The organism is Bradyrhizobium sp. Mp27 (assembly GCF_029953005.1).
GTDB classification, from domain to species: domain Bacteria; phylum Pseudomonadota; class Alphaproteobacteria; order Rhizobiales; family Xanthobacteraceae; genus Bradyrhizobium; species Bradyrhizobium barranii.
In genome coordinates this window covers 82,411-105,768 of record NZ_JASAUS010000005.1, presented here as the reverse complement: position 1 = coordinate 105,768, position 23,358 = coordinate 82,411, and the positions used below count along the sequence as shown (strand labels likewise).

General features: G+C 64.4%; 20 protein-coding genes and 1 pseudogene. 11 read left to right on the top strand and 10 right to left on the bottom strand.

Features of this window, described 5'->3' with window-relative positions; all coding sequences use genetic code 11:
* Window positions 1-91 precede the first annotated feature (91 nt).
* The 8 genes and pseudogenes from QJT78_RS05515 to QJT78_RS05480 form a co-directional block, all read right to left on the bottom strand.
* Window positions 92-1,081, bottom strand: a complete 990-nt coding sequence (locus tag QJT78_RS05515) for an ABC transporter ATP-binding protein (protein ID WP_028146831.1) — start codon at window positions 1,079-1,081, stop codon at window positions 92-94.
* Entirely contained in the window at window positions 1,078-1,767 is a 690-nt protein-coding gene (locus tag QJT78_RS05510) for a DUF1028 domain-containing protein (RefSeq protein ID WP_038942055.1), read from the bottom strand. The genes QJT78_RS05515 and QJT78_RS05510 overlap by 4 nt, the downstream gene beginning before the upstream one ends.
* A gap of 9 nt (window positions 1,768-1,776) precedes the next feature.
* Window positions 1,777-3,578: pseudogene (locus QJT78_RS05505) on the bottom strand (gamma-glutamyltransferase family protein).
* A gap of 87 nt (window positions 3,579-3,665) precedes the next feature.
* Window positions 3,666-4,655, bottom strand: a complete 990-nt coding sequence (locus tag QJT78_RS05500) for an oligopeptide/dipeptide ABC transporter ATP-binding protein (RefSeq protein WP_028146834.1) — start codon at window positions 4,653-4,655, stop codon at window positions 3,666-3,668.
* Window positions 4,652-5,638 carry an ABC transporter ATP-binding protein gene (locus QJT78_RS05495; protein WP_038942057.1) on the bottom strand — a complete coding sequence of 329 codons (987 nt, stop codon included), beginning with the start codon at window positions 5,636-5,638 and terminating at the stop codon, window positions 4,652-4,654. The genes QJT78_RS05500 and QJT78_RS05495 overlap by 4 nt, the downstream gene beginning before the upstream one ends.
* On the bottom strand, window positions 5,635-6,600 hold the full coding sequence (locus tag QJT78_RS05490; protein ID WP_028146836.1) for an ABC transporter permease: 966 nt from the start codon (window positions 6,598-6,600) through the stop codon (window positions 5,635-5,637). Before QJT78_RS05490 ends, QJT78_RS05495 begins: the two co-directional genes overlap by 4 nt.
* Before the next feature lie 2 nt (window positions 6,601-6,602).
* Window positions 6,603-7,583, bottom strand: coding sequence for an ABC transporter permease (locus QJT78_RS05485; RefSeq protein ID WP_028146837.1), 981 nt, complete (start codon window positions 7,581-7,583; stop codon window positions 6,603-6,605).
* A gap of 102 nt (window positions 7,584-7,685) precedes the next feature.
* The gene (locus QJT78_RS05480; RefSeq protein WP_038942058.1) at window positions 7,686-9,287 is read right to left on the bottom strand and encodes an ABC transporter substrate-binding protein; all 1,602 of its coding nucleotides are present in this window, start codon (window positions 9,285-9,287) and stop codon (window positions 7,686-7,688) included.
* A 368-nt stretch (window positions 9,288-9,655) separates the two neighbouring features.
* Between QJT78_RS05480 and QJT78_RS05475 the strand changes: the two genes are divergently transcribed.
* The 6 genes from QJT78_RS05475 to QJT78_RS05450 all read left to right on the top strand — a co-directional run bounded on the left by QJT78_RS05475 (window position 9,656) and on the right by QJT78_RS05450 (window position 17,390).
* Window positions 9,656-9,913, top strand: a complete 258-nt coding sequence (locus tag QJT78_RS05475; protein WP_028146839.1) for a DUF6489 family protein — start codon at window positions 9,656-9,658, stop codon at window positions 9,911-9,913.
* Entirely contained in the window at window positions 9,914-10,714 is an 801-nt protein-coding gene (locus QJT78_RS05470; RefSeq protein WP_028146840.1) for an alpha/beta hydrolase, read from the top strand. It begins immediately after the preceding gene.
* A 46-nt stretch (window positions 10,715-10,760) separates the two neighbouring features.
* Entirely contained in the window at window positions 10,761-12,311 is a 1,551-nt protein-coding gene (locus tag QJT78_RS05465) for a wax ester/triacylglycerol synthase family O-acyltransferase (protein WP_028146841.1), read from the top strand.
* Window positions 12,312-12,321: 10 nt separating this feature from the next.
* Window positions 12,322-13,317 carry an alpha/beta hydrolase gene (locus tag QJT78_RS05460; RefSeq protein ID WP_028146842.1) on the top strand — a complete coding sequence of 332 codons (996 nt, stop codon included), beginning with the start codon at window positions 12,322-12,324 and terminating at the stop codon, window positions 13,315-13,317.
* 132 nt (window positions 13,318-13,449) lie between these two features.
* Window positions 13,450-16,686, top strand: coding sequence for a cytochrome P450 (locus QJT78_RS05455; protein ID WP_028146843.1), 3,237 nt, complete (start codon window positions 13,450-13,452; stop codon window positions 16,684-16,686).
* A gap of 29 nt (window positions 16,687-16,715) precedes the next feature.
* A complete protein-coding gene (locus QJT78_RS05450; protein ID WP_028146844.1) occupies window positions 16,716-17,390 on the top strand; it encodes a spermidine synthase in 675 nt (224 codons plus the stop codon).
* Window positions 17,391-17,489: 99 nt separating this feature from the next.
* Here QJT78_RS05450 and QJT78_RS05445 read toward each other — a convergent pair whose 3' ends face one another.
* Together QJT78_RS05445 and QJT78_RS05440 are read right to left on the bottom strand one after the other, a co-directional pair.
* Window positions 17,490-17,948: a nuclear transport factor 2 family protein gene (locus QJT78_RS05445; protein ID WP_028146845.1), complete on the bottom strand. Its 459-nt coding sequence runs from the start codon at window positions 17,946-17,948 to the stop codon at window positions 17,490-17,492.
* 124 nt (window positions 17,949-18,072) lie between these two features.
* The gene (locus tag QJT78_RS05440) at window positions 18,073-18,987 is read right to left on the bottom strand and encodes an alpha/beta hydrolase (RefSeq protein WP_028146846.1); all 915 of its coding nucleotides are present in this window, start codon (window positions 18,985-18,987) and stop codon (window positions 18,073-18,075) included.
* 165 nt (window positions 18,988-19,152) lie between these two features.
* Here QJT78_RS05440 and QJT78_RS05435 point away from each other — a divergent pair, with 165 nt between their 5' ends.
* The 5 genes from QJT78_RS05435 to QJT78_RS05415 all read left to right on the top strand — a co-directional run bounded on the left by QJT78_RS05435 (window position 19,153) and on the right by QJT78_RS05415 (window position 23,338).
* Window positions 19,153-19,536: a hypothetical protein gene (locus tag QJT78_RS05435; protein WP_028146847.1), complete on the top strand. Its 384-nt coding sequence runs from the start codon at window positions 19,153-19,155 to the stop codon at window positions 19,534-19,536.
* A complete protein-coding gene (locus QJT78_RS05430) occupies window positions 19,533-20,615 on the top strand; it encodes an alpha/beta fold hydrolase (protein ID WP_028146848.1) in 1,083 nt (360 codons plus the stop codon). Before QJT78_RS05435 ends, QJT78_RS05430 begins: the two co-directional genes overlap by 4 nt.
* Window positions 20,612-21,205: a GNAT family N-acetyltransferase gene (locus tag QJT78_RS05425; protein ID WP_028146849.1), complete on the top strand. Its 594-nt coding sequence runs from the start codon at window positions 20,612-20,614 to the stop codon at window positions 21,203-21,205. Before QJT78_RS05430 ends, QJT78_RS05425 begins: the two co-directional genes overlap by 4 nt.
* A 222-nt stretch (window positions 21,206-21,427) precedes the next feature.
* Window positions 21,428-21,883 (top strand): phasin, encoded by a 456-nt coding sequence (locus QJT78_RS05420; RefSeq protein WP_028146850.1) that lies wholly within the window; start codon window positions 21,428-21,430, stop codon window positions 21,881-21,883.
* 168 nt (window positions 21,884-22,051) lie between these two features.
* Complete coding sequence (locus QJT78_RS05415; RefSeq protein ID WP_028146851.1) at window positions 22,052-23,338, top strand: DUF445 domain-containing protein; 1,287 nt, start codon at window positions 22,052-22,054, stop codon at window positions 23,336-23,338.
* Window positions 23,339-23,358: the final 20 nt, after the last annotated feature.

Here is a 23,358-nt window from a genome sequence, read left to right as displayed (position 1 = left end):
TGTCGCCGCATAGGCCCCGGTTCAGCAGCGCACCGCTGCGCTTCGCTTGTGCTGCGCTGCGCCCGGGGCACGAGAGGAGAGAACGAGGCCATCACGACACCAGAAGTTCGAGCGGTGCGCGGATGCAGCGCGAGAGGTGGCCGGGGCTGACCTCGACCAGCGGCGGCGGCGCCTCGGTGCAGGCGTCCAGCACGAAGGGGCAGCGCGCGGCGAAGCGGCAGCCGGCGGGTGGCTGCGCCATGTTCGGCACCATGCCCTCGATCGTGGCAAGCTGCTCGGCGCGGTGGTCGAGCCGCGGGATCGAGCCCAGCAGGCCGACGGTGTAGGGATGCTGCGGCATGGCGAACAGCTCGTCGACCGGCGCGCGCTCGACGATCTCGCCGGCATACATCACCGCGACCTCGTCGCAGACTTCGGCGACGACACCGAGATCGTGGGTGATCAGGATGATGGCGGCGCCGCTCGCCGCCTTCAGTTCGCGCATCAGCTCCAAAATCTGCGCCTGCAGGGTGACGTCGAGCGCGGTGGTCGGCTCGTCCGCGATCAGGAGTCGCGGGTCGCAGGCCAGCGCCATCGCGATCATCACGCGCTGGCGCATGCCGCCGGAGAGCTTGTGCGGATATTCGTCGATCCGCCGCTCGGGCGAGGGGATGTGAACGCGCCGCAGCAGCTCGACCGCCCGCTCGCGCGCGCTCTTCCGCGAGCCGCCACGGTGACGCAGGATCGTTTCGGTGATCTGGTCGCCGATGGTGAAGCTCGGATTGAGCGACGTCATAGGCTCCTGAAAAATCATCGCCAGCCGGTTGCCGCGGAGGTCGCGCAATGTCTGGTCAGGAGTCTTCAGCAGGTCGAAGCCGTCGAAGCGGATGGCGCCGGATATCTCGGCACTTTGTTTTGGCAGCAGTCCCATGATCGCCAGCGACGTCACGCTCTTGCCGCAACCGGATTCGCCGACGAGGCCGAGCGTCGCGCCATTGGCGACGCTGAGATCGACGCTGTCGACGGCGTGGGTCACGCGGCCGTCGTCGCCGTGGAAGCGGATGCGCAGATCCTTGATCTCGATGAGAGGGCTTGCGCTCATGATTGCCTTGCTCGGCTCGCAGCGATGCTGGCGTCGATGACGCTGCGATCGGTGTTGCCTGCCGGGTTCTGCCGCGTCGGCATGGAGGAGCGGAAATGCACCCAGAGTTCCTGACTGACGCGCTCCAGTCGTTCGAGCTCGCCCAGCGGGTCGGGATGATCGTCGGCGCGAATGTCCAGCGCCGGCCATTCCTCCTCGCCGTGGATCTGGAGTGCAGCGGATTGCTTGCCGCGCTTGTCGCCGCCGGCGGCCTCGCCCGCGCGCATGGCGGCGAGCAGGCGGCGCGGGAAGGGCAGGCTGTCATTGGCGATATAGGTCTTAGCGGTCTCGTCGAGCACGTCGGCGCCGGCCAGCATGTTGCCGGCGATGTGTCCGCACCAGTCGACGCAGTCGCGCCCGGTATGCGCGGCGATCGCGCCGCTGGCGTCCATGATGTGGATCTGGCGGCTCTCGCGGCCGTCGTCGGTCGCGAGCAAGGTGGCGAGAACGTCATGCGCGTTCAGGCCCTCGCGCAGCAGCTTGACGCCGTCGATGCCGTAATAGGGATTGACGAAGGCCTGGGTCGCGATGGCGCCGAGGCCGGCCGCGATGTAGGGCACGCGCGCGCCGACGGCGAAGAAACGGGTCGCTACCGCGATGCCGAACTGGCCGGTGGCAGGATCGCGCGCGATGATCGACCAGGTCATATGCTGCCTTCAGCGCCCTGCGGCGTAGCCCTGCATGCCGCGCGGGTTGGCGGCGGCGCGGCGGCGCACCCCGACGCGCGAGGCCGCGGTGAGGCGACCTTCCGACCAGTCGGGGCCGACCTCGACAATGTGTCCGCGCTCGCGAAGGTTCTCGATCGTCGCCTTCGGCACGCGGTTCTCGACCACGAGCACGCCGGGGCGCGCGGTGCGCGGCCAGAACGAGATCGGGAAATGCTCGGAGTGCCAGGCCGGCGCGTCGATCGCTTCCTGGAGATTGAGGTTGCAATGGACGTGGCGCAGGAAGAACTGCGTGATCCACTGATCCTGCTGGTCGCCGCCGGGCGAGCCCCAGGCGAGATACGGCTCGCCGTCGCGTAGCGCCATGGTCGGCGACAGCGTCGTGCGCGGCCGCTTGCCCGGCGCCAGCGCGGCGGGATGGTCTTCCTCCAGCCAGAACATCTGCGCGCGGCTGCCGAGGCAGAAGCCGAGCTCTGGAATGATCGGTGAGGATTGCAGCCAGCCGCCGGATGGCGTCGAGGACACCATGTTGCCGGCCTTGTCGATGATGTCGAAATGCACGGTGTCGCCGCGCACTTCGCCGAAGCGCCCGACTGTCGGCTCGCCCGCGCCAAGTGCGCCGACCGCCTCACGCTGCCCCTCGGCGCGGCGGAGCTTGACCACGCCGCCAAAACCTTCGACCGAACCGGGGAGGAAGTCGAGCGAGGCCTTGTCGGTGACAAGCTTGCGGCGCTCGTCGTTATAGGCGTCCGACAGCAGCGTCGCGATCGGGATCTCGCTGAACTTGGGATCGCCGTAGAATTTTTCGCGGTCGGCAAACGCGAGCTTGGCGCATTCGATCTGGAGGTGGATGAATTCCGGCCCGGTGGGATCGAGCCCGTCGAGCGCAAAGCCCTTGAGCAGCGCGAGCTGCTGGAGCGTCACCGGACCCTGGCTCCAGACGCCGGCCTTGCAGACGGTGTAGCGGCCATAGTCGTAGGTCAGCGGTGCCTCGATCGTCGGCTGCCAGCGCGCCATGTCGTCGGCCGAGAGCACGCCGCGATGCGGCGAGCCGCTGACATCCATCACTTCCTGGGTGCGGCAGAACTTGTCGATGGCTTCCGCAACGAAACCTTGCGACCAGGCCTTTCGCGCGCGCTCGATCTCGGCGTCGCGGTCACCGCGGCCGCTCTCGGCTTCGTTGAGAATGCGGGCGTAGGTCGCAGCCAGCGTCTTGTTGGTGAAGAGCGTGCCGGGCCTCGGCACTTCGCCATTGGGCAGATAGACCGCGGCCGAGGTCGGCCAATGCTTGCGGAACAGTCGACGGTCTGGATCGTGGCGCAGGCGCGCTCGACCAGCGGATAACCGTCGCGCGCGTAGGAGATCGCCGGCTCCAGCACGTCGCGCACGCGCATCGTGCCGTAGTCGCGCAGCAGCATCATCCAGGATTCGAACGTGCCGGGGACGCAGGCCGCGAGCAGGCCGGTGCCGGGCACCATGTCGAGGCCTTCGCTCTTATAATGCGCAATGGTGGCGCGCGCCGGCGCCGGGCCCTGGCCGCAGATCACCTCGGTGCGTGCGCGTTCGACGTCATGCACGATGATGGGCACGTCTCCGCCCGGGCCGTTCAAATGCGGCTCGACGACCTGGAGTGTGAACGCTGTGGCGACGCCGGCGTCGAAGGCATTGCCGCCCTTTTCCAGGATGGCCATGCCGACAGCGGTCGCGATCCAGTGTGTGGTGGCGACGACCCCGAATGTGCCCTCGATCTCGGGGCGCGTCGTGAAGGGATCGGGATTGACGTTGCTGGCCATGGGATTTCGCTACCTTATTTGTCGCGCGCGCAATTGATCACAGGCGATGCCGTGCCGCCAATGCGTGGACCGCATGGCACGCGCGCGTCACGCCGGGATCGGCGCGGTGTTCACCGCATGGCAGGCGACGCCGGCGATCAGTTCCGGGGCTTCCTTGCGGCAGAGATCGTACGCCAGCGGGCAGCGCGGATTGAAGGCGCAGCCGGGCGGCGGATTGATCGGGTTCGGAATCTCGCCCTTCACCGGAATGCGCTGGCGGCCCGACATTGCGAGATCGGGCACGGCGCCCAGCAGCATCTTGGTGTAGGGCATGCGCGGTCGGGCGAACAGCTCGCGTCCCTCTGCGATCTCGACGATGCGGCCGAGATACATCACGCCGACACGGCTCGCCATGTGGCGGACGACGGCGAGGTTGTGGCTGATGAACATGTAGGTCAGGCCGAACTTGTCCTGGAGGTCGCGCATCAGGTTCAGGATCTGCGCCTGCACGGAGACGTCGAGCGCCGAGGTCGGCTCGTCGCAGACGATGAACTCCGCATCGGAGGCGAGCGCTCGCGCGATCGCGATGCGCTGGCGCTGGCCACCGGAGAACTCGTGCGGAAATTTCAACCGGTCGTCGGGATGCAGACCCACAAGGCTGAGCAATTCGCCGACGCGCGCCTGGATATCGCGCTCGCCCTGGATAAGGTCGAAGGCGCGGATCGGCTCGGAGATGATGGCATCGACGCGGAAGCGCGGGTTCAGGCTCGCATAGGGATCCTGGAAGATCATCTGGATGCGGCGGCGCAGTTTTCGCCGCGCTTGCGCCTGCCGTGGATCGGTCATCGAGATGCCGTCGATCAGCACGTTGCCGGAGCTCGGCGGCAGCAGGCCGACGACCATCCGCGCCACCGTGGTCTTGCCCGAGCCGGACTCGCCGACCAGCGCAAAGGTCTCGCCCTTCCTGATGTCGAAGCTAACGTGATCGACAGCCTTGAGATATTCGAGATGCCCGCCTTCGAGCACGCGGTTGAGCCAGGGTTTTGAGACGTCGAAGACGCGGCGCAGATTTGTGGCTTGGACGAAGGGGGCGCTCATGCCGCGCTCTCCGCCGGCACGGTGTCGTAGAGATGGCAGGCAACGGATTGTGTGCCGCGCGATAGTGGCTCCGGCCGTTCAACCCGGCAACGATCGAAGGCGAAGGCGCAGCGCGGATTGAACGAGCAGCCGCGCGGGATCGCCGACAGGCGCGGCATGGAGCCGGGGATCTGCACCAGGCGCTTGTCGTCCCCGGCCAGCGTCGGGATCGCGCCCATCAGGCCCTTGGCGTAAGGGTGCAGCGGATTCCTGACGACGTCCTGTACCGGGCCGATCTCGGCGACGCGGCCGGCGTACATCACCGCGACGCGGTCGGAGGTCTCCGCGATCACGCCCATGTCGTGGGTCACCAGCATCACGGCGGTGCCGTGATCGCGCCCGAGCCGCTTGATCAGCGAGATGATCTGCGCCTGTACGGAGACATCGAGCGCGGTGGTCGGCTCGTCCGCGATGATCAGTTCGGGCTCGGCGCAGATCGCCAGCGCAATCACCACGCGCTGGCGCATGCCGCCGGAGAATTCGTGGGGATAGCCGTCGATGCGCTTTTCCGGTGCGGGAATGCCGACCTCGGCGAGCAGGTCGATGGCGCGACGGCGGGCGGCCGTCTCGGACAGGTTCAGGTGGGTTTTAATCGTCTCGATGATCTGGTCGCCGACGCGGTACAGCGGATTGAGCGAGGTGAGGGGATCCTGGAAGATCATGCCGATCCGTTTTCCCCGGATGCGGCGTATCTCCTCGGCGGGCAGATTGTCGATGCGCTGGCCGGCGAGACGAATCTCGCCGCCGGCGATGCGGCCGGGCGGATCGATCAGGCCGATCACCGCCAGGCCGGTGACGGACTTGCCGGCGCCGGATTCGCCAACCACGCCGAGCACCTCGCCCTTGGCGATGTCGAACGAGACGCCGTCGATCGCGCGCAGCGTGCCGCGGCGGGAGGCGAACTCGACCTGAAGATTGCGCACGGAGAGAACGGGTTCGGTCATCGGAGCTTTGGGTTGAGTGCGTCGCGCAGCCAGTCGCCGAGCAGGTTGATGGACAGGATCAGTGCGGCCAGCGCGATGCCGGGGAAAGCAACGATCCACCATTCGCCGGCGAACAGATAGTTGTTGCCGATGCGGATTAGCGTACCGAGCGATGGCATGGTCTCGGGCATGCCCGAACCGAGAAAGGACAGCGTCGCCTCGGTGATAATGGCGAGGGCGAGGTTGATGGTGGCGATCACGAGGATCGGCCCCATCGTGTTCGGCAGCACGTGGCGCAGCATGATCACGGGCGCCGGCAGGCCGATCAGCTGCGCGGCGGCCACATAATCCTTGTTCTTCTCGACCATCACCGAGCCGCGCACGGTGCGGGCATATTGTACCCAGAAGCTCAGGCCGATCGCGAATACCAGCACGCCCAGCATACTCATCTCGTCGAGCTTGTTGCCGAACACCGATTTGGCGATGCCGTTGATCAGGAGCGCGATCAGGATCGCAGGGAAAGAGAGTTGCACGTCGGCGATACGCATGATCAGGCCGTCGACGGCGCCGCCGAAATAGCCGGCCGTCAGCCCAAGCAGGATGCCGAGCGCGCCGGAGAAGACCACGCCGAGCACGCCGACCAGAAGCGAGATGCGCATGCCGTAGAGAATCGCGGACAGCACGTCGCGACCCTGTTCGTCGGTGCCGAGCAGGAACGGGCTCTGGCCGTCGGCGGTCCACAGCGGCGAGATGCGCGAATTCATCAGCTGAAGCTGCGCCGGATCGAACGGATTTTGCACCGACAGCAATGAGGCGAAGATCGCGAGCAGGAAGAACAGCAGCGTCACCGCGGCCGCGATCATGGTGATCTTGGAGCGGCGGAACGAGTAGAACAGATCGCTGTCGAGGGCGCGTTTGAACCAGCCCGGCGCGGCGTGCGCGCCGCGGGCTTCGACTTTGTGCGGAACGACGGCGTCGCTCATCTCTAATGCGCCCGGCTGACCGTCGAGCGCAGCCGCGGATCGACGATGGTGTAGAGGATATCAACCACGAGATTGATGGTGACGAAGATCAGGGACACCATCATCAGATAGGCCGCCATGATCGGGATATCGACGTTCTGAACGGCCTGCACGAACAGGAGGCCCATGCCCGGCCACTGGAATACGGTTTCGGTGATGATCGCGAATGCAATTACCGAGCCAAATTGCAAGCCGGCAACGGTGATCACGGGAATCAGCGTGTTGCGTAGCGCGTGGCCGAAATGGATTGCGCGGGTGGTGAGGCCACGGGCGCGGGCGAAGCGGATGTAGTCGGTCCGCATGACCTCCAGCATCTCGGCGCGGACGAGACGCATGATCAGCGTCATCTGAAAGAGGCCGAGCGTGATCGAGGGCATGATCAGCGCTTTCAATCCCGACAGCGTCAGCAAGCCCGTGGTCCACCAGCCGATACGCACGACATCGCCGCGGCCGAAGGACGGCAACCAGCCGAGCGTCACCGAGAACAGGTAGATCAGGAGGATGCCGATCAGGAAGGTCGGCAGCGAGATGCCGATCAGCGAGACTGCCTGGAAGACATGTGCGAGCCAGCTGTCGCGGCGCAGCGCGGAATAGACGCCCATCAGGATGCCGCTGACCATGGCGAAGATGGTGGCCACGATGGCCAACTCGAGCGTCGCCGGCATCCGTTCAATCAGCAGATTGGTGACCGGCAGGCGGAACTGGTAGGATACGCCGAACTTGAACTGCGCGGCGTTACCCATATAGCGGCCGAACTGCACGAGTACGGGATCGTCGAGGCCGAGCGACTTGCGGATCGCGGCGCGTTCGGCGCCGGAGGTATCCATCCCGACCATCTGGTTCACGGGATCGCCGGCGAAGCGGAACATCGAGAACGCGATGATCCCGACGGCGATCATGACACCGATGGCCTGGATTGCCCGGCGCAGTGTGAAAGCGAGCATCTGTTCCTTTCACATCTCTTCAACGGCACGCATCATCGCGTTAGCCCTAAACAACAAGTCCCGGAAGCCTTGGCTTCCGGGACTTCGCAACTTCTCAACAACCTACTCGTCCTGTTTGGTCGCCCAGTAGAGCAGGACCTGGTTGTCGGCGCGCTGGGTCAGTTTCACCTTCTTCGACACGCCCCAGGCGAGCGCCTGCTGATGCAGCGGAACGTAAGCGTAGTCCTTGATCGCAAGCTCGTAGGCCTGCTTGATCAACTGATCGCGCTTGGCCACATCCGGCTCAAGGAGGACCTTGTCGGCGAGCTCGTCGAACTGCTTGTTGCAATAGCCGGCGAGATTGGCTTCGCCGCGGTTCGGATCCTTGGGATCTTCGCGGCAGCCCATGATGTCGTGCATCACGTTGTGGGAGTCGAGCGTGTCCGGCGTCCAGCCGAGCATGAAGAACGAGGTCTTGTAGCCGCCGGGCTTCAGCACCTTGGCGAAATATTGTGCCTTGGGCTGCGCCAGCAGGTTCACCTTGATGCCGATGCGGGCGAGCATGCCGACGACGGCCTGGCAGATCGCGGCGTCGTTGACGTAGCGATCATTCGGGCAATCCATCGTCACCTCGAAGCCGTCGGGATAGCCGGCTTCGGCAAGGAGCTTCTTGGCAGCGTCGGAATCGGGCTTCGGCCGGGTGAAGTCCTTGGACAGCGGATAGAGCTCCGGTGCGATCATCAGCGCAGACGGCGTGGAGAGGCCGCGCATGACGCGGTTCTTGATCAGGTCGACGTCGATCGTCTTGTAGACGGCTTCGCGGACGCGGATGTCCTTGAACGGGTTCTTGCCCTTGATGTTCGAGTACAGGAGCTCGTCGCGCGACTGGTCCATGCCGACGAAGATGGTCCGTAGTTCGGGTCCCGTCAGCACGGTGGCATTCGGGCTCGAATTGACGCGCTGGATGTCCTGCACCGGAACCGGCTCGATCACATCCACCTCGCCCGACAGCAGGGCCGCGACGCGCGTGGCTTCGGATGCGATCGGCGTGAAGATGATCTCCTTCAGATTATGTTCCGGCTTGCGCCACCAGTTCGGATTGGCCTTGAAGACGGTCTTCACGCCCGGCTGATGGCTCTCGATCATGAAGGGGCCGGTGCCGTTTTCATGGAGCGAGGCGTAGCTTGGGGTCGTGGCGGCTGCCGGCGTCGGTGCCACCGCATCGTTCGCCTCTGCCCATTTCTTGTCCATGATGTACCAGGTCGCCCACAGCGCCGTCAGGATGGGATTGGGCGCGGTGAGGATGAAGTCAACGGTGTAATCGTCGACCTTGACGACCTTGGCATCGGCCGGAATACGGCTCAGCAGGTTCGAGCCCTTCGCGCGCACGCGCTCGGCCGAGAACACCACGTCATCAGCGGTGAAGGGGTCGCCGTTGTGGAACTTTACGCCCTTGCGCAGATGAAAGCGCCAGCGCGTCGGCTCCGGCGTCTCCCAGCTTTCGGCAAGCGCCGGGATGATCTTCAGGTCCTTGTCACGCGTGACGAGGCCTTCATAGACGTGGCCGAGATGCGCGTGAGTTGTCGACTCGTTCAGCGTGTAGGGGTCGAGCGATTTGAGCTCGCCCTGGTTGGCATAACGCAGCGTCTGGCTCGACGCCGGCGAAACCGCCAACGCAAGCGCACCGGCGAGCGTCACCGCAAACAGACTTCGTCCGACTGACATTCTTGACCCTCTCCACTCGCCCGCGCCGTCATTCTTGATTGTTCGGCGGGGCCGATCGATCCATGTTGCCCAGAGTTCTCGACCCGTGCAAGCGCCATTCCAGCAAGGAACGCGCCAAGTTGCACCGCTGTGCAGCAATGCTGACCGACAATTTAGGAGTGAGAGGCATGCCGGCGACATTCGACTTTCGACGGGCGGGGGGAATAAAAGCGGAAACGGCCCCGCAGGCTGCCCGGCGGAGCGATTTGATTGACCATGTCCGCCGATTGCGGAAGCCGGCTTCCAACCGCCTGTCTCAGGTCGCTTGCGTTGCACACCGTCTCGCGGTGATACTGCGACAGGCCGCTCGAATCTCATCTGGAGGGGACATGAAAGTTAATATCGAAATCGACTGCACCCCCCTCGAGGCCCGCCAGTTCTTCGGTTTGCCCGACGTGTCGCCGATGCAGACGGCGGTGATGGACAAGCTGCAGCAGCAGGTCCTGAGCAACATCGAGAAAGTCTCGCCGGAATCGCTGATCCAGAGCTGGTTCACCTTCGATCCCAAGATCGCCGAGCGGTTTCAGGACATGTTCGTCACCATGGCTGGCCTCGGCAGCCCGCGCAGCGGCGACAAGAAGAAATAAATGTCGCCCGGGCCGGACGAGCCGCAGGCGTCGGGCCGGCTTCGTCCGCCGAGCTTCGGCCTGCTGCTGGCCGAAGCCCGTGGACTTTTCGAATTCAACGCCAGCGTAATGCTGTCGCCGCTCCTGATGCGCGCGCCCAGGGGCGACGGCCATCCGGTGCTGACGCTGCCGGGCTTTCTCGCCAGCGATCTCTCCATGGTGCCGATGCGGCGCTATCTCAGCGAGCTCGGCTATGAGGCGCATGCCTGGCGGATGGGGCGCAATCTCGGTGGGCTGGGGCGGATGAGGGAGGCCTTGCGCACGCGCCTTGCCGAAATCCACGCCACGAGCGGACGCAAGGTCAGCCTGGTCGGTTGGAGTCTCGGCGGCGTCTATGCCCGCGATCTCGCGCTCCAGGCGCCCGAGATGGTCCGTTACGTCGTCACGCTCGGCAGCCCGTTTGCCAACGACGTGCGGGCGACCAACGCCACGCGGCTCTACGAAGCGTTGTCCGGCGATCGTGTCGAGGATTTTGCCGAACTGCGCGAGGCGATCGCCGGCGATCTGCCGGTGCCGGCGACGTCGATCTATTCGCGCGCCGACGGTGTCGTGAACTGGCGAACCTGTTTGTTGCGTCCCTCCGACCGTGCCGAGAACATCGAGGTGCACCTGGCGAGCCATATCGGGCTCGGCGTGAACCCCGCTGCGCTGTGGGCCGTGGCGGACCGCCTGGCCCAACCGGAGGGGGAATTCTGGCCGTTCGACCGGGCAGGGCCGTTTGCCATTGCATATGCCCCGCCGGAACGGGCAGTATCGGCCTGACGAGAAGCGCCGGCAAAGGCGCCCGTCAAAACGAGCGGAGGGAACTATGGCTGACGGTAAGAAGCTGTCGTCGCTGGACGCATCATTTCTCTATCTGGAAACGCCGGAGATGCCGATGCATGTCGGCAGCATGGCGATCTTTCGCCTGCCTGACGATTACAAGGGCGACTTCTTCGAAGACTTCAAGGCGATGATCGTCTCGCGCCTGCACATCGCGCCGATCCTGAAGGCGCGGCTGGAGAAGGCGCCGCTCGATATCGATCATCCCTCCTGGGTCGAGGACGACCAGTTCGACATCGACCGCCACATCTTCCGCGCCAGCCTGCCGCAGCCGCGCGACCGCGCCACGCTCGAACGCATCGTCGGCTGGATGCACGCCAAGCTCTTGAACCGCGCCCGGCCGCTCTGGGAGTTCTACGTGTTCGAGGGCATGAAGGACAACGAGGTCGGGCTCTATTCCAAGATGCACCATGCCGCCATCGACGGCGGCGCCGGGGCGGCGCTGACCAACATGATCTACGATATCTCGCCAACCCCGCGGAAGGTCGATCCGCCGACGGCGGGCAGCAAGCCCGGACAGGAGGCGCGCGACATCGCCGCCAACCTGCTCGATTCCTATCAGCAGCTCTTCACCCAGCCGCTCGATGCCTCGGCGGCCGCGAAGAACCTGCAGCTGCCGCGCACCGGCAAGAGCGACATCGGCTCGATCCTGTTCGACAATGCGATGTACCAGATCGAGAGCGCGGTGCGCTTCGCCGGCAACATCCCGACCATGGTCAAGAGCGTCTCCGACGTGCTCGGCAAGATCTCCGATCCGAAATCCCGGGAAAGCCTCGCCAGCATGGTGTCGCCGCCGACCATGCTGAACAAGACGATTTCCTCGGAACGCAGCTTTGCCGGCGTCTCGATCTCGCTGTCGCGTTCAAAGGCGCTCGCCAAGCAGGCCGGCGGCAAGCTCAACGACGTGGTGCTGGCGCTCGCCTCCGGCGTGGTCCGGCGCTACCTCCAGCAATATGGCACGCTGCCGGCGAAATCGCTGACCGCCGCCGTGCCGATCTCGCTGCGCGAGGAAGGCAACACCGAGGCCAACAACCAGGTGTTCGGCATGATCTGCTCGATCGCGACCAATATCGACGATCCCAAGGCGCGGCTGGAGGCGATCATCGCGCAGTCGACCAAGTCCAAGGAGATGTCGCATCCGTTGCGGGCCCTGATGCCGCAGATTTCCAACATCTCGATGCTGGGTGCGCCGATGATGGTGCAGGTTCTGGCGCTGCTCTACAGCCGCTCGAACCTGTCGGATGTGCTGCCGCCGGCGGCCAACATCACGGTGTCCAACGTGCCGGGGCCGCGGCAGACGCTCTATGCCGCCGGCGCGGAGCTGTTGCACATCTTCCCGGTGTCGATCTCGACGCATGGACAGGCGCTCAACATCACCGTGCAGAGCTATCGCGACCAGCTCGACTTCGGCTTCATCGTCGGCGCCAACATCATTCCGCACGTGCAGGTGATGTGCGACATGCTGCCGGAGGAGTTCGCCGCGCTGGAGGCGGCCTACGCGCCGCCGGCGGCCGACGTCAAGGGCGCCGCAGAGTAGGAATATTGCGATGATTGAGATGCCACCGCTCAAGTTCGTGCAGACGAACGGAATCCGCATGGGCTACTACGAGGCGGGCCCGGTCAGCGACAAGCCGCCGATGGTGCTGTGCCACGGTTGGCCGGAACTCGCCTTCTCCTGGCGTCACCAGATCAAGGCGCTGAGCGAGGCCGGCATCCGGGTGATCGCGCCGGACCAGCGCGGCTACGGCGCGACCGACCGGCCCGAGCCGGTCGAGGCCTACGACATCGAACATCTGACCGGCGACCTCGTCGGGCTCCTCGATCATCTCCAGATCGACAAGGCCATCTTCGTCGGTCACGACTGGGGCGGCTTCATCGTCTGGCAGATGCCGCTGCGGCACATCGACCGGGTTGCGGGGGTGGTCGGCATCAACACGCCTCATACCAACCGTGCCTGGGCCGATCCGATCGAGCTGCTGCGCGCTCGCTTCGGCGACAAGATGTACATCGTGCAGTTCCAGGATCCGGCGCGTGAACCCGACAGGATCTTCGGCAGCCGCGTCGAACAGACATTCGATGCGTTCATGCGCAAGCCGGCGCCGCGCCCGCCCGATGCGCCAGCAGAAGAAGTGATTGCCGGCGTGGGCGCTTCTCCGCGGGTGAATCTGGCGTTTCCGCAGATGATTGCGGCTTACGACGCGAAGCACGATCCGCGCACGCCGATCCTGTCGCCGGAAGAGAAAAAGGTGTTCGTCGACAATTTCACTCGAACGGGCTTCACCGGCGGCATCAACTGGTACCGCAACATGTCGCGCAACTGGACGCGCGCCGAAGGGCTCGATCATACGGTGCGCGTGCCGTCGCTGATGATCATGGCCGAGAACGACGCGGTATTGCCGCCGTCTTCCGCCGACGGCATGGACAAGCTGATTCCCGATCTCGAAAAATATCTGGTCCGCGACAGCGGCCATTGGACGCAGCAGGAGAAGCCGGAAGAGGTCAGCGCCAAGTTGATCGAATGGCGTAGAAGGCGGTTTGGTTAGCGCTCGTCGTTGCGAACTCGTCATTGCGAGGAGCGAAGCGACGAAGCAATCCAGACTGCCTCCGCGGATATATTCTGGATTGCTTCGCTTCGCTCGCAATGACGAACATTGAGGCAGGGGGACTACATTTAAATGTCATCCAAGAACCGTCTGGACCCGATTCCGCAGCCGCCGACCAAGCCGGTGGTCGGCAACATGCTGTCGCTGGATTCGGCCGCGCCGGTGCAGCACCTGACCCGGCTCGCCAAGGAACTCGGGCCGATCTTCTGGCTCGACATGATGGGCTCGCCGATCGTCGTCGTCTCCGGCCACGATCTCGTCGACGAGCTCTCCGACGAGAAGCGCTTCGACAAGACGGTGCGTGGTGCGCTGCGCCGCGTGCGCGCGGTCGGCGGCGACGGCCTTTTCACGGCCGACACCCGCGAGCCGAACTGGAGCAAGGCGCACAACATCCTGCTCCAACCGTTCGGCAACCGCGCCATGCAGTCCTATCACCCGAGCATGGTCGATATCGCCGAGCAGCTCGTCAACAAATGGGAACGGCTCAACGCCGACGACGAGATCGACGTCGTCCATGACATGACCGCGCTGACGCTGGACACGATCGGCCTGTGCGGCTTCGAGTACCGCTTCAATTCCTTCTACCGGCGCGACTACCATCCCTTCGTCGAGTCGCTGGTGCGCTCGCTCGAAACCATCATGATGACGCGCGGCCTGCCGTTCGAGCAGCTCTGGATGCAGAAGCGGCGCAAGACGCTCGCCGAGGACGTCGCCTTCATGAACAAGATGGTCGACGAGATCATCGCCGAGCGCCGCAAGAGCGCGGAAGGGATCGACGACAAGAAGGACATGCTCGCCGCGATGATGACCGGCGTCGACCGCTCGACCGGCGAGCAGCTTGACGACATCAACATCCGCTACCAGATCAACACGTTCCTGATCGCGGGCCACGAGACCACCAGCGGCCTGCTGTCCTACACGCTCTACGCTCTGCTCAAGCACCCGGACATTCTCAAGAAGGCCTATGACGAGGTCGACCGCGTCTTCGGCCCCGACGTCAATGCGAAGCCGACCTACCAGCAGGTGACGCAGCTCACCTACATCACGCAGATCCTCAAGGAAGCGCTGCGGCTGTGGCCGCCGGCGCCGGCCTATGGCATCTCGCCGCTGAACGACGAGACCGTCGGCGGCGGCAACTACAGGCTCAGGAAGGGCACCTTCATCACCATCCTGGTGACGGCGCTGCATCGCGATCCCTCGGTCTGGGGTCCAAATCCCGACGCGTTCAATCCCGAGAATTTCAGCCGCGAGGCGGAAGCCAAACGACCGGTCAATGCCTGGAAGCCGTTCGGCAACGGCCAGCGTGCCTGCATCGGACGCGGCTTCGCCATGCACGAAGCCGCGCTCGCGCTCGGCATGATCCTCCAGCGCTTCAAGCTGATCGACCACCAGCGCTATCAGATGCTTCTGAAGGAAACGCTGACGATGAAGCCGGAAGGCTTCAAGATCAAGGTACGTCCGCGCGCCGATCGCGAGCGCGGCGCCTATGGCGGCCCTGTCGCGGCTGCGTCCTCGGGCCCGCGGGCGCCTCGTAAGCCGACGACGCGGCCCGGCCACAATACGCCGATGCTGGTGCTATACGGCTCCAACCTCGGCACGGCCGAGGAGCTCGCGACGCGCATGGCCGACCTTGCCGAGATCAACGGCTTTGCCGTGCATCTCGGACCGCTCGACGATTACGTCGGCAAGCTGCCGCACGAGGGCGGCGTGCTGATCATCTGCGCCTCCTATAACGGTGCGCCGCCTGACAACGCGACGCAATTCGTCAAATGGCTCGGCGACGATCTGCCGAAGGATGCCTTTGCCAATGTGCGCTACGCCGTGTTCGGCTGCGGCAACAGCGATTGGGCGGCGACCTATCAATCGGTACCGCGCTTCATCGACGAGCAATTGTCGAAACATGGTGCGCGCGCGGTCTATCCGCGCGGCGAAGGCGATGCGCGCAGCGATCTCGACGGCCAGTTCCAGAAATGGTTCCCGGCGGCCGCCCAGGTCGCGACCCAGGAATTCGGCATCGACTGGAATTTCACCCGCACCGCGGAGGACGATCCGCTCTATGCGATCGAGCCTGTCGCAGTAACCGCCGTCAACACCATCGTCGCGCAGGGCGGTGCCGTCGCGATGAAGGTGCTGGTCAATGACGAACTTCAGAACAAGTCTGGCGCCAATCCGTCCGAGCGTTCGACGCGCCATATCGAGGTGCAGCTGCCGTCCAACATCACCTATCGGGTCGGCGATCACTTAAGCGTCGTTCCGCGCAACGATCCGACGCTGGTGGATTCGGTTGCCCGCCGCTTCGGCTTCCTGCCGGCTGACCAGATCAGGCTTCAGGTCGCCGAGGGCCGGCGCGCGCAGCTGCCGGTCGGCGATGCCGTCTCGGTCGGACGCCTGCTCAGCGAGTTCGTCGAGCTGCAGCAGGTGGCGACACGGAAGCAGATCCAGATCATGGCCGAGCACACCCGCTGCCCGGTCACCAAGCCGAAGCTGCTGGTCTTTGTTGGCGAGGAGGCCGAGCCGCTCGAGCGTTATCGCACCGAGATTCTGGCCAGGCGCAAATCGGTGTTCGACATGTTGCTCGAATATCCGGCCTGCGAACTGCCGTTCCACGTTTATCTGGAAATGCTCTCGCTGCTGGCGCCGCGTTACTACTCAATCTCCTCTTCGCCGTCGGTGGACCCGGCGCGGTGCAGCGTCACGGTCGGCGTGGTCGAAGGGCCGGCTGCCTCCGGACGCGGTGTCTACAAGGGCATCTGCTCGAACTATCTCTCCAATCGCCGCGCGGGCGATGCGGTCTATGCCACCGTGCGCGAGACCAAGGCCGGCTTCCGGCTCCCGGATGAGTCATCGGTGCCGATCATCATGATCGGCCCGGGCACCGGACTGGCGCCGTTCCGCGGCTTCCTCCAGGAGCGCGTCGCGCGCAAGGCGAAAGGCGCCGCCCTCGGTCCGGCCATGCTGTTCTTCGGCTGCCGCCATCCCGACCAGGATTTTCTCTACGCGGAGGAGCTGAAGGGGCTGGCGGCAAGCGGCATCACCGAGCTCTTCACGGCATTCTCGCGTGCAGATGGACCGAAGACCTATGTGCAGCACATGCTTGCCGCACAGAAGGACAGGGTCTGGCCGCTGATCGAGCAGGGCGCGATCATCTATGTCTGCGGCGATGGCGGCAAGATGGAGCCCGACGTGAAGGCCGCGCTCGTCGCGATCCATCGCGAGAAGAGCGGCAGCGATGCCGCCACGGCTGCGCGCTGGATCGAGGAGATGGGCGCGAAGAACCGGTATGTGCTGGACGTCTGGGCGGGAGGGTGATTGTCGTCCGATCGTGCTAAAGCTCTCGCATGATTCCCTGGGAAAAGATCGACACCGCCAAAATCCCCGGCTCCGACGAAGAGCTCCGCCTGATGCGGCGCGGCAAGGAGTTCTCCATCAAGCTCGGCACCAACGAGCTGATGAACAACCGCCTGTCGGGCTCTGAGGCCGCGCTCGCGACACTGGCGGCGAAGCAGATCGAGAAGGTCGCAAAGCCCGTTGTCCTCATCGGAGGTCTCGGGATGGGCTTTACGCTGCGCGCGGCGCTCACTGTGCTCGGGAGCAGGGCGAAGATCGTGGTCTCCGAGCTCGTGCCGGCAGTGGTCGCCTGGGCTCGGGGCCCGATGGCGGAGGTCTTCGGCGACAGCCTCGACGATGTCAGGGTGAAGATCCGGGAAACCGATGTCGGCGAAATCATCCGCGCGCAGCGGTCGGCCTTCGACGCCATTCTGCTCGACGTCGACAACGGGCCGGAGGGGCTGACCCGGAAGGGCAATGACGCACTCTACAATGCGAGCGGGTTGAAGGCGGCGAAGACGGCACTGCGGCCGGGCGGCGTGCTCGCCGTCTGGTCGTCGGGGCCCAACCCGGCCTTCACCAAGCGCCTTGGCAGCGCCGGCTTCGATGTGAACGAAGTCAATGTGCGCGCTACCGGACGAGGCGGCGCCGCGCGCCATGTGATCTGGATGGCGAGGAAGAACTAGGCGGCGATTTGTAGCCCGGATGGAGCGAAGCGAAATCCGGGGCGGTCGATCCGCAAAGAGTGGTCCCGGATTACGCTGCGCTCCATCCGGGCTACGGCTCTAGAACATCGTATTGTTGTTCGCCGGATTTTCCGGGATGTCCTGAACGACGTCCCAGTGCTCGACGATCTTGCCGTTCTCCAGCTTGAAGATATCCACGATCGCGCGGCCCCTGCTGCCGGGCTCGCGAACGGAGTGAACGTGCAGGATGACGAAGTCGCCATCGACGAATGAGCGCTTGATCTCGCTGTGCGAGTTCGGGAACTTTTCGCGCAGGAAGCCGATGAACTTGCGAAAGCCGTCCGGACCATCGGGCGCGTTTGGGTTGTGCTGGACATAACGGTTGCCGACATAGGCGAGGGCAGCGTCGGCGTCCTTCTGGTTGAGGCCCTTCTCGTAGAAGGCCAGCACGGCGGCGCGGTTGGCTTCTTCCTGCGCGCTGGCGGCCAGCGCAGCGCCGTTGCCGAGGGACAGCATGAAAGCCGCAATCATTGCGACGGACCGGACGATGAGATGCATGTGAGCTCCGAGAGGCCGCAGCCTCTGTCTTGCGATTGAGGAAGGCCTGTATAGCTTTCGCGCCGGCTTGCGTTAAGAGAGTAACCGGAAGCTCACATGGTCACCGCGAGGAGACCGGTCGCGTTTACGCCGCCTGCGCCGCTGCCCCATGAGCGTGCTTGTCGATGGCGCGGATGATCTCGGGCCAGAAGCGCATCGGCAGCGCATGGCCCATGCCGTCGATCATCAACAGCTTTGCGCCGGGAATCGACTCTGCGGTGTCCTTGCCGCCTTCGGGACGCACCAGCGGATCGACGGTGCCGTGAATGACCAGCGTCGGTGTTTTCACGCCATGCAGCCGCTCCTTGCGGCTGCCGGAGGCGAGTACGGCGCGGAGCTGGCGGCCGACGCCGGCCGGATTGAGGCCGCGTGCGAACACGCGCTCGGCACGATCAGGGTCGAGCGCTTCCTCTTCCGGAAAGGACCCGGCGCGCAGCACCTTCCAGGTCTCGCCGAAGCGGACGATGAACTCCTCCTTGCTGCGTGGCGGCGGTGCCATCAGCATCGCGGAGGCCTCGCGTGTCGGCGGCGGCACGCGCGGATTGCCTGTCGTCGACATGATCGAGGTGAGCGAGCGCACGCGCTCTGGAAACGACAGCGTCACCTCCTGCGCGATCATGCCGCCCATAGAGGCACCGACCAGATGCGCGGACTTGATGCCGAGCGCATCCATCAGGCCGACCGTGTCCTTCGCCATGTCGATCAACTTGTAGGTCGCGGCGACGGGAATCCTGAGAAAGCGCAGCTTCAGCAGCTCGAGCGGCGTCAGGCGTTTGCCGCCCGTCAGATGGCTCGACTTGCCGATGTCGCGATTGTCGAAGCGGATCACGCGAAAGCCATGCGCGGCGAGCTGCTCGCAGAACGCATCGTCCCAGTGGATCATCTGCGCCCCGAGCCCCATGATCAGCAGCAGCGGCTCGGCGTTGTCGTTGCCGAAAATCTCGTAGCAGATGGCGATGCCGTTGGCGCGGATGGTCTGGGGCGGCTGATGGGTGGTCACGGGCGCGTTCCCTTGGCTTCTGATCCATCGTGTATCGCATGGTTTCACGCCGCAAAGAAGCCGTGTGCGTCGCACTGAGCGACCTGCCGGTTGACCGGCATCGCGCAACGGTGTGGTATGGCCAAAAAGAAGGGCATCGCAGCTCTCGATACCAGGAGGACGCCGATGACCGACAAGATCAACGACCCCGTCGCCGTGTGGCAGAAGATGATGGGCGAGATGGAGAAGGGGTTCAACTCCTTCGCCAACCAGGCCATGTCGTCGCCCGAGTTTTCACAAGCGATGAATCGGGCCGGTGGCGTTGCTGCAGGTGCTCAGAAGCAGGTCGGCGAGCTCATGGAAAAATATCTGGTCTCCATGAACCTGCCCAGCCGCGAGCAGGTCACTGGCCTTGCCGAACGGTTGCAAGCCATCGAAGGCCAGATCGGTGAGATCAAGTGGATGCTGAGCCAGATGGCGGCAGGTTCCGGCGTATCCCAGGGCTTCGATACGGCATTGCGACCGCCGCGCACCAAGCGCCCGCCGTCCGAGGGCGGAGAGCAGACATGAATGCAGCCACCGGACTAGATTTCGCATCGATCCCGGATCGCATCCAGTCCGAGGTGCAGCGGGCCATCCAGCGCAGCATCAAGGGCGTCGAATATTTCTCGACTTCGGGCCCTTCGCTCGGCTCGACGCCAAAGGACGTGCTGCATTCGCGCGGCACCATGAGCCTCTATCACTACCGGCCGATGTCCGACGAGATCTACCGCGTGCCGGTCTTGATCGTGATGGCGACCACCAATCGCGGCTACATCCTCGATCTCGTGCCTGGTCAGAGCTTCATCGAGTTCCTGCTCAAGCGCGGCTACGACGTCTACATGCTGGACTGGAGCGCGCCGCGACCGGAGGAGAAGAGCCTGCGCATGGAGGACTATGTCCTCGACTTCATCCCGGATTGCGTCCGCCGCGTGCAAGCGGATTCCGGCGAGCAGGACGTCTCCGTGATCGGCTATTGCTTCGGCGGCGTGCTGTCGCTGCTCTACGGCTCGATCCACAAGGACGGGCCGATGAAGAACCTGATCTGCTTCACCACGCCGATCGACTTTCGCGAGATGAAGCTGTTCTCGAATTTCTCCGACCGCCGCTATTTCGACGTCGACCGTCTCGTCGACAGCGTCGGCAACGTGCCGCCGGAGATGATCCTGTCCTCGTTCGAGATGCTGCGGCCGGCCTCGCGCACGGTGAGCCAGATCCAGCTCTGGGAAAACATCTGGAACGATGAGTTCGTGAAGTCGTACCGCATGTTCGACCGCTGGGCGACCGACACGCTGCCGCTTGCGGGTGAGTATTTCCGCGCCATCACCAAGGATCTGATGTGGGACAACAAGCTGTTCAACGACACCATGTCGGTCGGCGGCCGCGCGGCGAAGCTCGAAGACATCAAGGTGCCGTTCCTGCATGCGGTCGCCGAGCACGATCACATCGTGCCCTATGACGCCGCAAAACACCTGATCGCCAAGATCGGGTCCGAGGACAAGGAAGAGGTGATGCTGAAGGGCGGTCACGTCTCGCTGGTCGCCGGCGCCAACGCGGTGAAGCGGCTGTGGCCGAAACTGGACTCCTGGCTGGGGAAGAGATCGACATGAGCGAGCAGCGTTCCTATCCGCGTCAGGTCAAGACCGACGCCGGCGATATCGAGATCCGCCTGATGTCGCCTGCGGACGAGGCCGCGATGCTGGCCTTCGGCAAGGGCCTGCCGACCCATGATCTGTTGTTCCTGCCGCGCAACATCAGCGAGCCGAAGGTGCTCTCGGCCTGGGTCAAGGAGATCGAGCGCGGCGCGATTACCAGCCTGCTCGCAGTCAGGGACGGCAAGGTCGTCGGCTGTGGCACGCTGGTGCGCGACCCGCACTCCTGGTCGCCCCATGTCGGCGAGATCCGGATGGTTGTTTCCCTCGACGTGCGCGGGAAGGGGGTCGGACGGGCGCTGTCGCAGGAGACCTTTGCGCTCGCGCTCGGCGCCGGCCTGGAAAAGCTTTCGGTCCAGATGACAGTCGACCAGCAGGCGGCGATCGCCCTGTTCGAGAGCCTCGGCTTCAAGGCCGAGGCCCTGCTGCGGGACCATGTCAGGGACGTTGACGGCAAGACCCATGACATCGTCGTGCTCGGGCACAATATTGAGCAGGTGCAGGCCCAGATGGAGGCTTATGGGTTGCCAGGCGCCGTCCAGCACTAAAAGTGCCGTCCAGCATTAGGCGCGGCCGGTTCGTTCTCCGGGAACCCGCCTGGCCAGGGAGGCGCCAAATTGCCTCCCATTAAGACTGTTCACGATGTCGTGATATCGCAGTGCAATACGAATATTGCATCGCACCATTAATTATGTCATGTAAGCCGTGCCCCGGGCCAATGAGGACGGGGTGAGCCCATAGCTCAACCCAATGAGGATGGAGAGAACCCCATGACCACCGAAACCAACACTGCCTTCGAGGGCTTCAAGGACGCTTTCAAGAACATCCAGAACCTGGAAGTTCCCGAGGCCGCCCGCGAGTTCGTCAAGAAGTCCGCCAACACCGCCAAGGACCGTGCTGCCGAGGTGTTCGCTGGCTCCGAGCGCGTGACCGCCGCCGTCGAGAACGCGGTGACCGAGTCCGTTACCGAGGCCGGCAAGATCAGCCGCAACATCCAGCAGGCGATCTACGAGGACGCCGAGGCGTTCTTCTCGGGCATCGACAAGCTCGCATCCGCCAAGTCGATCAGCGAAGCCGTCGAGATCCAGTCGAGCCTGCTCCGCGCCCGCGGCGAAGTCTTCGTCTCGCGCGCCAAGGCGACCGCCGACTATGTCGGCAAGCTCGCTGCCAACGGTGCGAAGTCCGCTCAGGACAACTTTGCCAACGTCTACACCAAGACCGCTTGATACGGCGCCCTGAGTACAAACTTAAATTTGAGGCCCGCTTCGGCGGGCCTTTGTTTTTTGCGCTGCCGTCATTGCGAGCGAAGCGAAGCGAAGCAATCCAGTTCGTCTCCGTGGAAAGACTCTGGATTGCTTCGCTTCGCTCGCAATGACGAGTAGGGTGATGCAGTGATGACCCCGCCCGCCACCTTCTCCTTCGACACCCCCGGTGACGCCGAACGCGCGGCGGAGCTTCGCCGCGTGAAAGCACTGGCGACGCTGGTGCTGGCCTCGACGCTTGCCCTGTTCGTCGTCGCGAAATGGCTTCTGCCAGTGCATCCCGTGTTCGGCTTCATCGCGGCCTTCGCGGAAGCGGCGACCATCGGCGGGCTCGCCGACTGGTACGCGGTGGTCGCGCTGTTCAAGCGGCCGCTCGGCCTTCCGATCCCGCACACCGCGATCATTCAGAGCAATCAGGCCCGAATCGCCGACAAGCTCGGCGAGTTCATCCAGGTGCATTTCCTCGAGGCCGGCCCCGTCGAGGCCAAGCTGAGGGAGATCGATTTCGGCTCTTTCGTCGCCGACTGGCTGCGCGACCGCAAACGCAGCGATGATCTCGCGCGTTTCGCGCTGCGCCTGCTGCCGGAGGCCGTCTCCGCGACGGAAAGCTCGGGTCTGATGACCTTCATCATTCGCCGCATGTCCTCGCAGCTCCAGGCGATCGACCTTGCGCCGCTCGCGGCCGGCACGCTGCGCGGCTTCGTCGCGGAGGGGCGGCATCAGATCCTGTTCGATGATCTCTTGCGCGTGATGCACGAGACACTGAACCAGAACGAGACCATGGCGATGATCCGCGAGAAGGTGCGCGCGGAGTTGCCGACCCTGCTCAGGCTCTATCGCGCCGACAAGTTTCTGGTGAACAAGATCGTGGCGTCCGCCACCGCTTTCTTCAATGAGGTGCGCAGCGATCCCAAACATCCGTTTCGCGGCGAATTCGATCGCATGGTGCTGGGCTTCGTCGATCGGCTCGGCACCGATCAGGCCTATATCGATCGTATCGACGGATTGAAGCGCGATCTGCTCGCCCGGCCCGAGCTTGCCGATCTCGCCCGCACCGTCTGGGCCAACATGCGCTCCTTCATCGAGCGCAGCGCGAGCGGCGAGACGCAGGTGCTGCAGCATCATCTTGCCGGCATGTTCGTCGCCGCGGGCGAGGCGCTCGCTGGCGATGCCGAGCTCCGCGGCGAGATCAACAAGGGCCTGGTGGCAGTGCTGCGCAGCTTCGTTGCGGATCAGAAGAGCGGTGTCTCGACCTTCATTTCCGACCAGGTCAAGGCGTGGGATATGGCGCAGCTGATTTCGCTGATTGAAATCAACATAGGCCGCGACCTGCAATACATTCGCTTCAACGGCTCGCTGATCGGCGGGCTCGCAGGTCTTGCGCTCTACTCCGTAGAATTCCTGCTTCGCTGGTTGTGACTTTTGCGTCACTGACGCTG

Bases quoted from the DNA above. Each gene is read 5' to 3' on its own strand.
- QJT78_RS05475 (WP_028146839.1), top strand. From the start codon at position 9,656: ATGAAAGTTAATATCGAAATCGACTGCACCCCCCTCGAGGCCCGCCAG.
- QJT78_RS05460 (WP_028146842.1), top strand. From the start codon at position 12,322: ATGATTGAGATGCCACCGCTCAAGTTCGTGCAGACGAACGGAATCCGC.
- QJT78_RS05485 (WP_028146837.1), bottom strand. From the start codon at position 7,583: ATGCTCGCTTTCACACTGCGCCGGGCAATCCAGGCCATCGGTGTCATG.
- QJT78_RS05450 (WP_028146844.1), top strand. From the start codon at position 16,716: ATGATTCCCTGGGAAAAGATCGACACCGCCAAAATCCCCGGCTCCGAC.
- QJT78_RS05480 (WP_038942058.1), bottom strand. From the start codon at position 9,287: ATGTCAGTCGGACGAAGTCTGTTTGCGGTGACGCTCGCCGGTGCGCTT.
- QJT78_RS05510 (WP_038942055.1), bottom strand. From the start codon at position 1,767: ATGACCTGGTCGATCATCGCGCGCGATCCTGCCACCGGCCAGTTCGGC.
- QJT78_RS05420 (WP_028146850.1), top strand. From the start codon at position 21,428: ATGACCACCGAAACCAACACTGCCTTCGAGGGCTTCAAGGACGCTTTC.
- QJT78_RS05490 (WP_028146836.1), bottom strand. From the start codon at position 6,600: ATGAGCGACGCCGTCGTTCCGCACAAAGTCGAAGCCCGCGGCGCGCAC.
- QJT78_RS05455 (WP_028146843.1), top strand. From the start codon at position 13,450: ATGTCATCCAAGAACCGTCTGGACCCGATTCCGCAGCCGCCGACCAAG.
- QJT78_RS05435 (WP_028146847.1), top strand. From the start codon at position 19,153: ATGACCGACAAGATCAACGACCCCGTCGCCGTGTGGCAGAAGATGATG.
- QJT78_RS05515 (WP_028146831.1), bottom strand. From the start codon at position 1,081: ATGAGCGCAAGCCCTCTCATCGAGATCAAGGATCTGCGCATCCGCTTC.
- QJT78_RS05445 (WP_028146845.1), bottom strand. From the start codon at position 17,948: ATGCATCTCATCGTCCGGTCCGTCGCAATGATTGCGGCTTTCATGCTG.
- QJT78_RS05470 (WP_028146840.1), top strand. From the start codon at position 9,914: ATGTCGCCCGGGCCGGACGAGCCGCAGGCGTCGGGCCGGCTTCGTCCG.
- QJT78_RS05465 (WP_028146841.1), top strand. From the start codon at position 10,761: ATGGCTGACGGTAAGAAGCTGTCGTCGCTGGACGCATCATTTCTCTAT.
- QJT78_RS05415 (WP_028146851.1), top strand. From the start codon at position 22,052: ATGACCCCGCCCGCCACCTTCTCCTTCGACACCCCCGGTGACGCCGAA.
- QJT78_RS05425 (WP_028146849.1), top strand. From the start codon at position 20,612: ATGAGCGAGCAGCGTTCCTATCCGCGTCAGGTCAAGACCGACGCCGGC.
- QJT78_RS05500 (WP_028146834.1), bottom strand. From the start codon at position 4,655: ATGAGCGCCCCCTTCGTCCAAGCCACAAATCTGCGCCGCGTCTTCGAC.
- QJT78_RS05430 (WP_028146848.1), top strand. From the start codon at position 19,533: ATGAATGCAGCCACCGGACTAGATTTCGCATCGATCCCGGATCGCATC.
- QJT78_RS05495 (WP_038942057.1), bottom strand. From the start codon at position 5,638: ATGACCGAACCCGTTCTCTCCGTGCGCAATCTTCAGGTCGAGTTCGCC.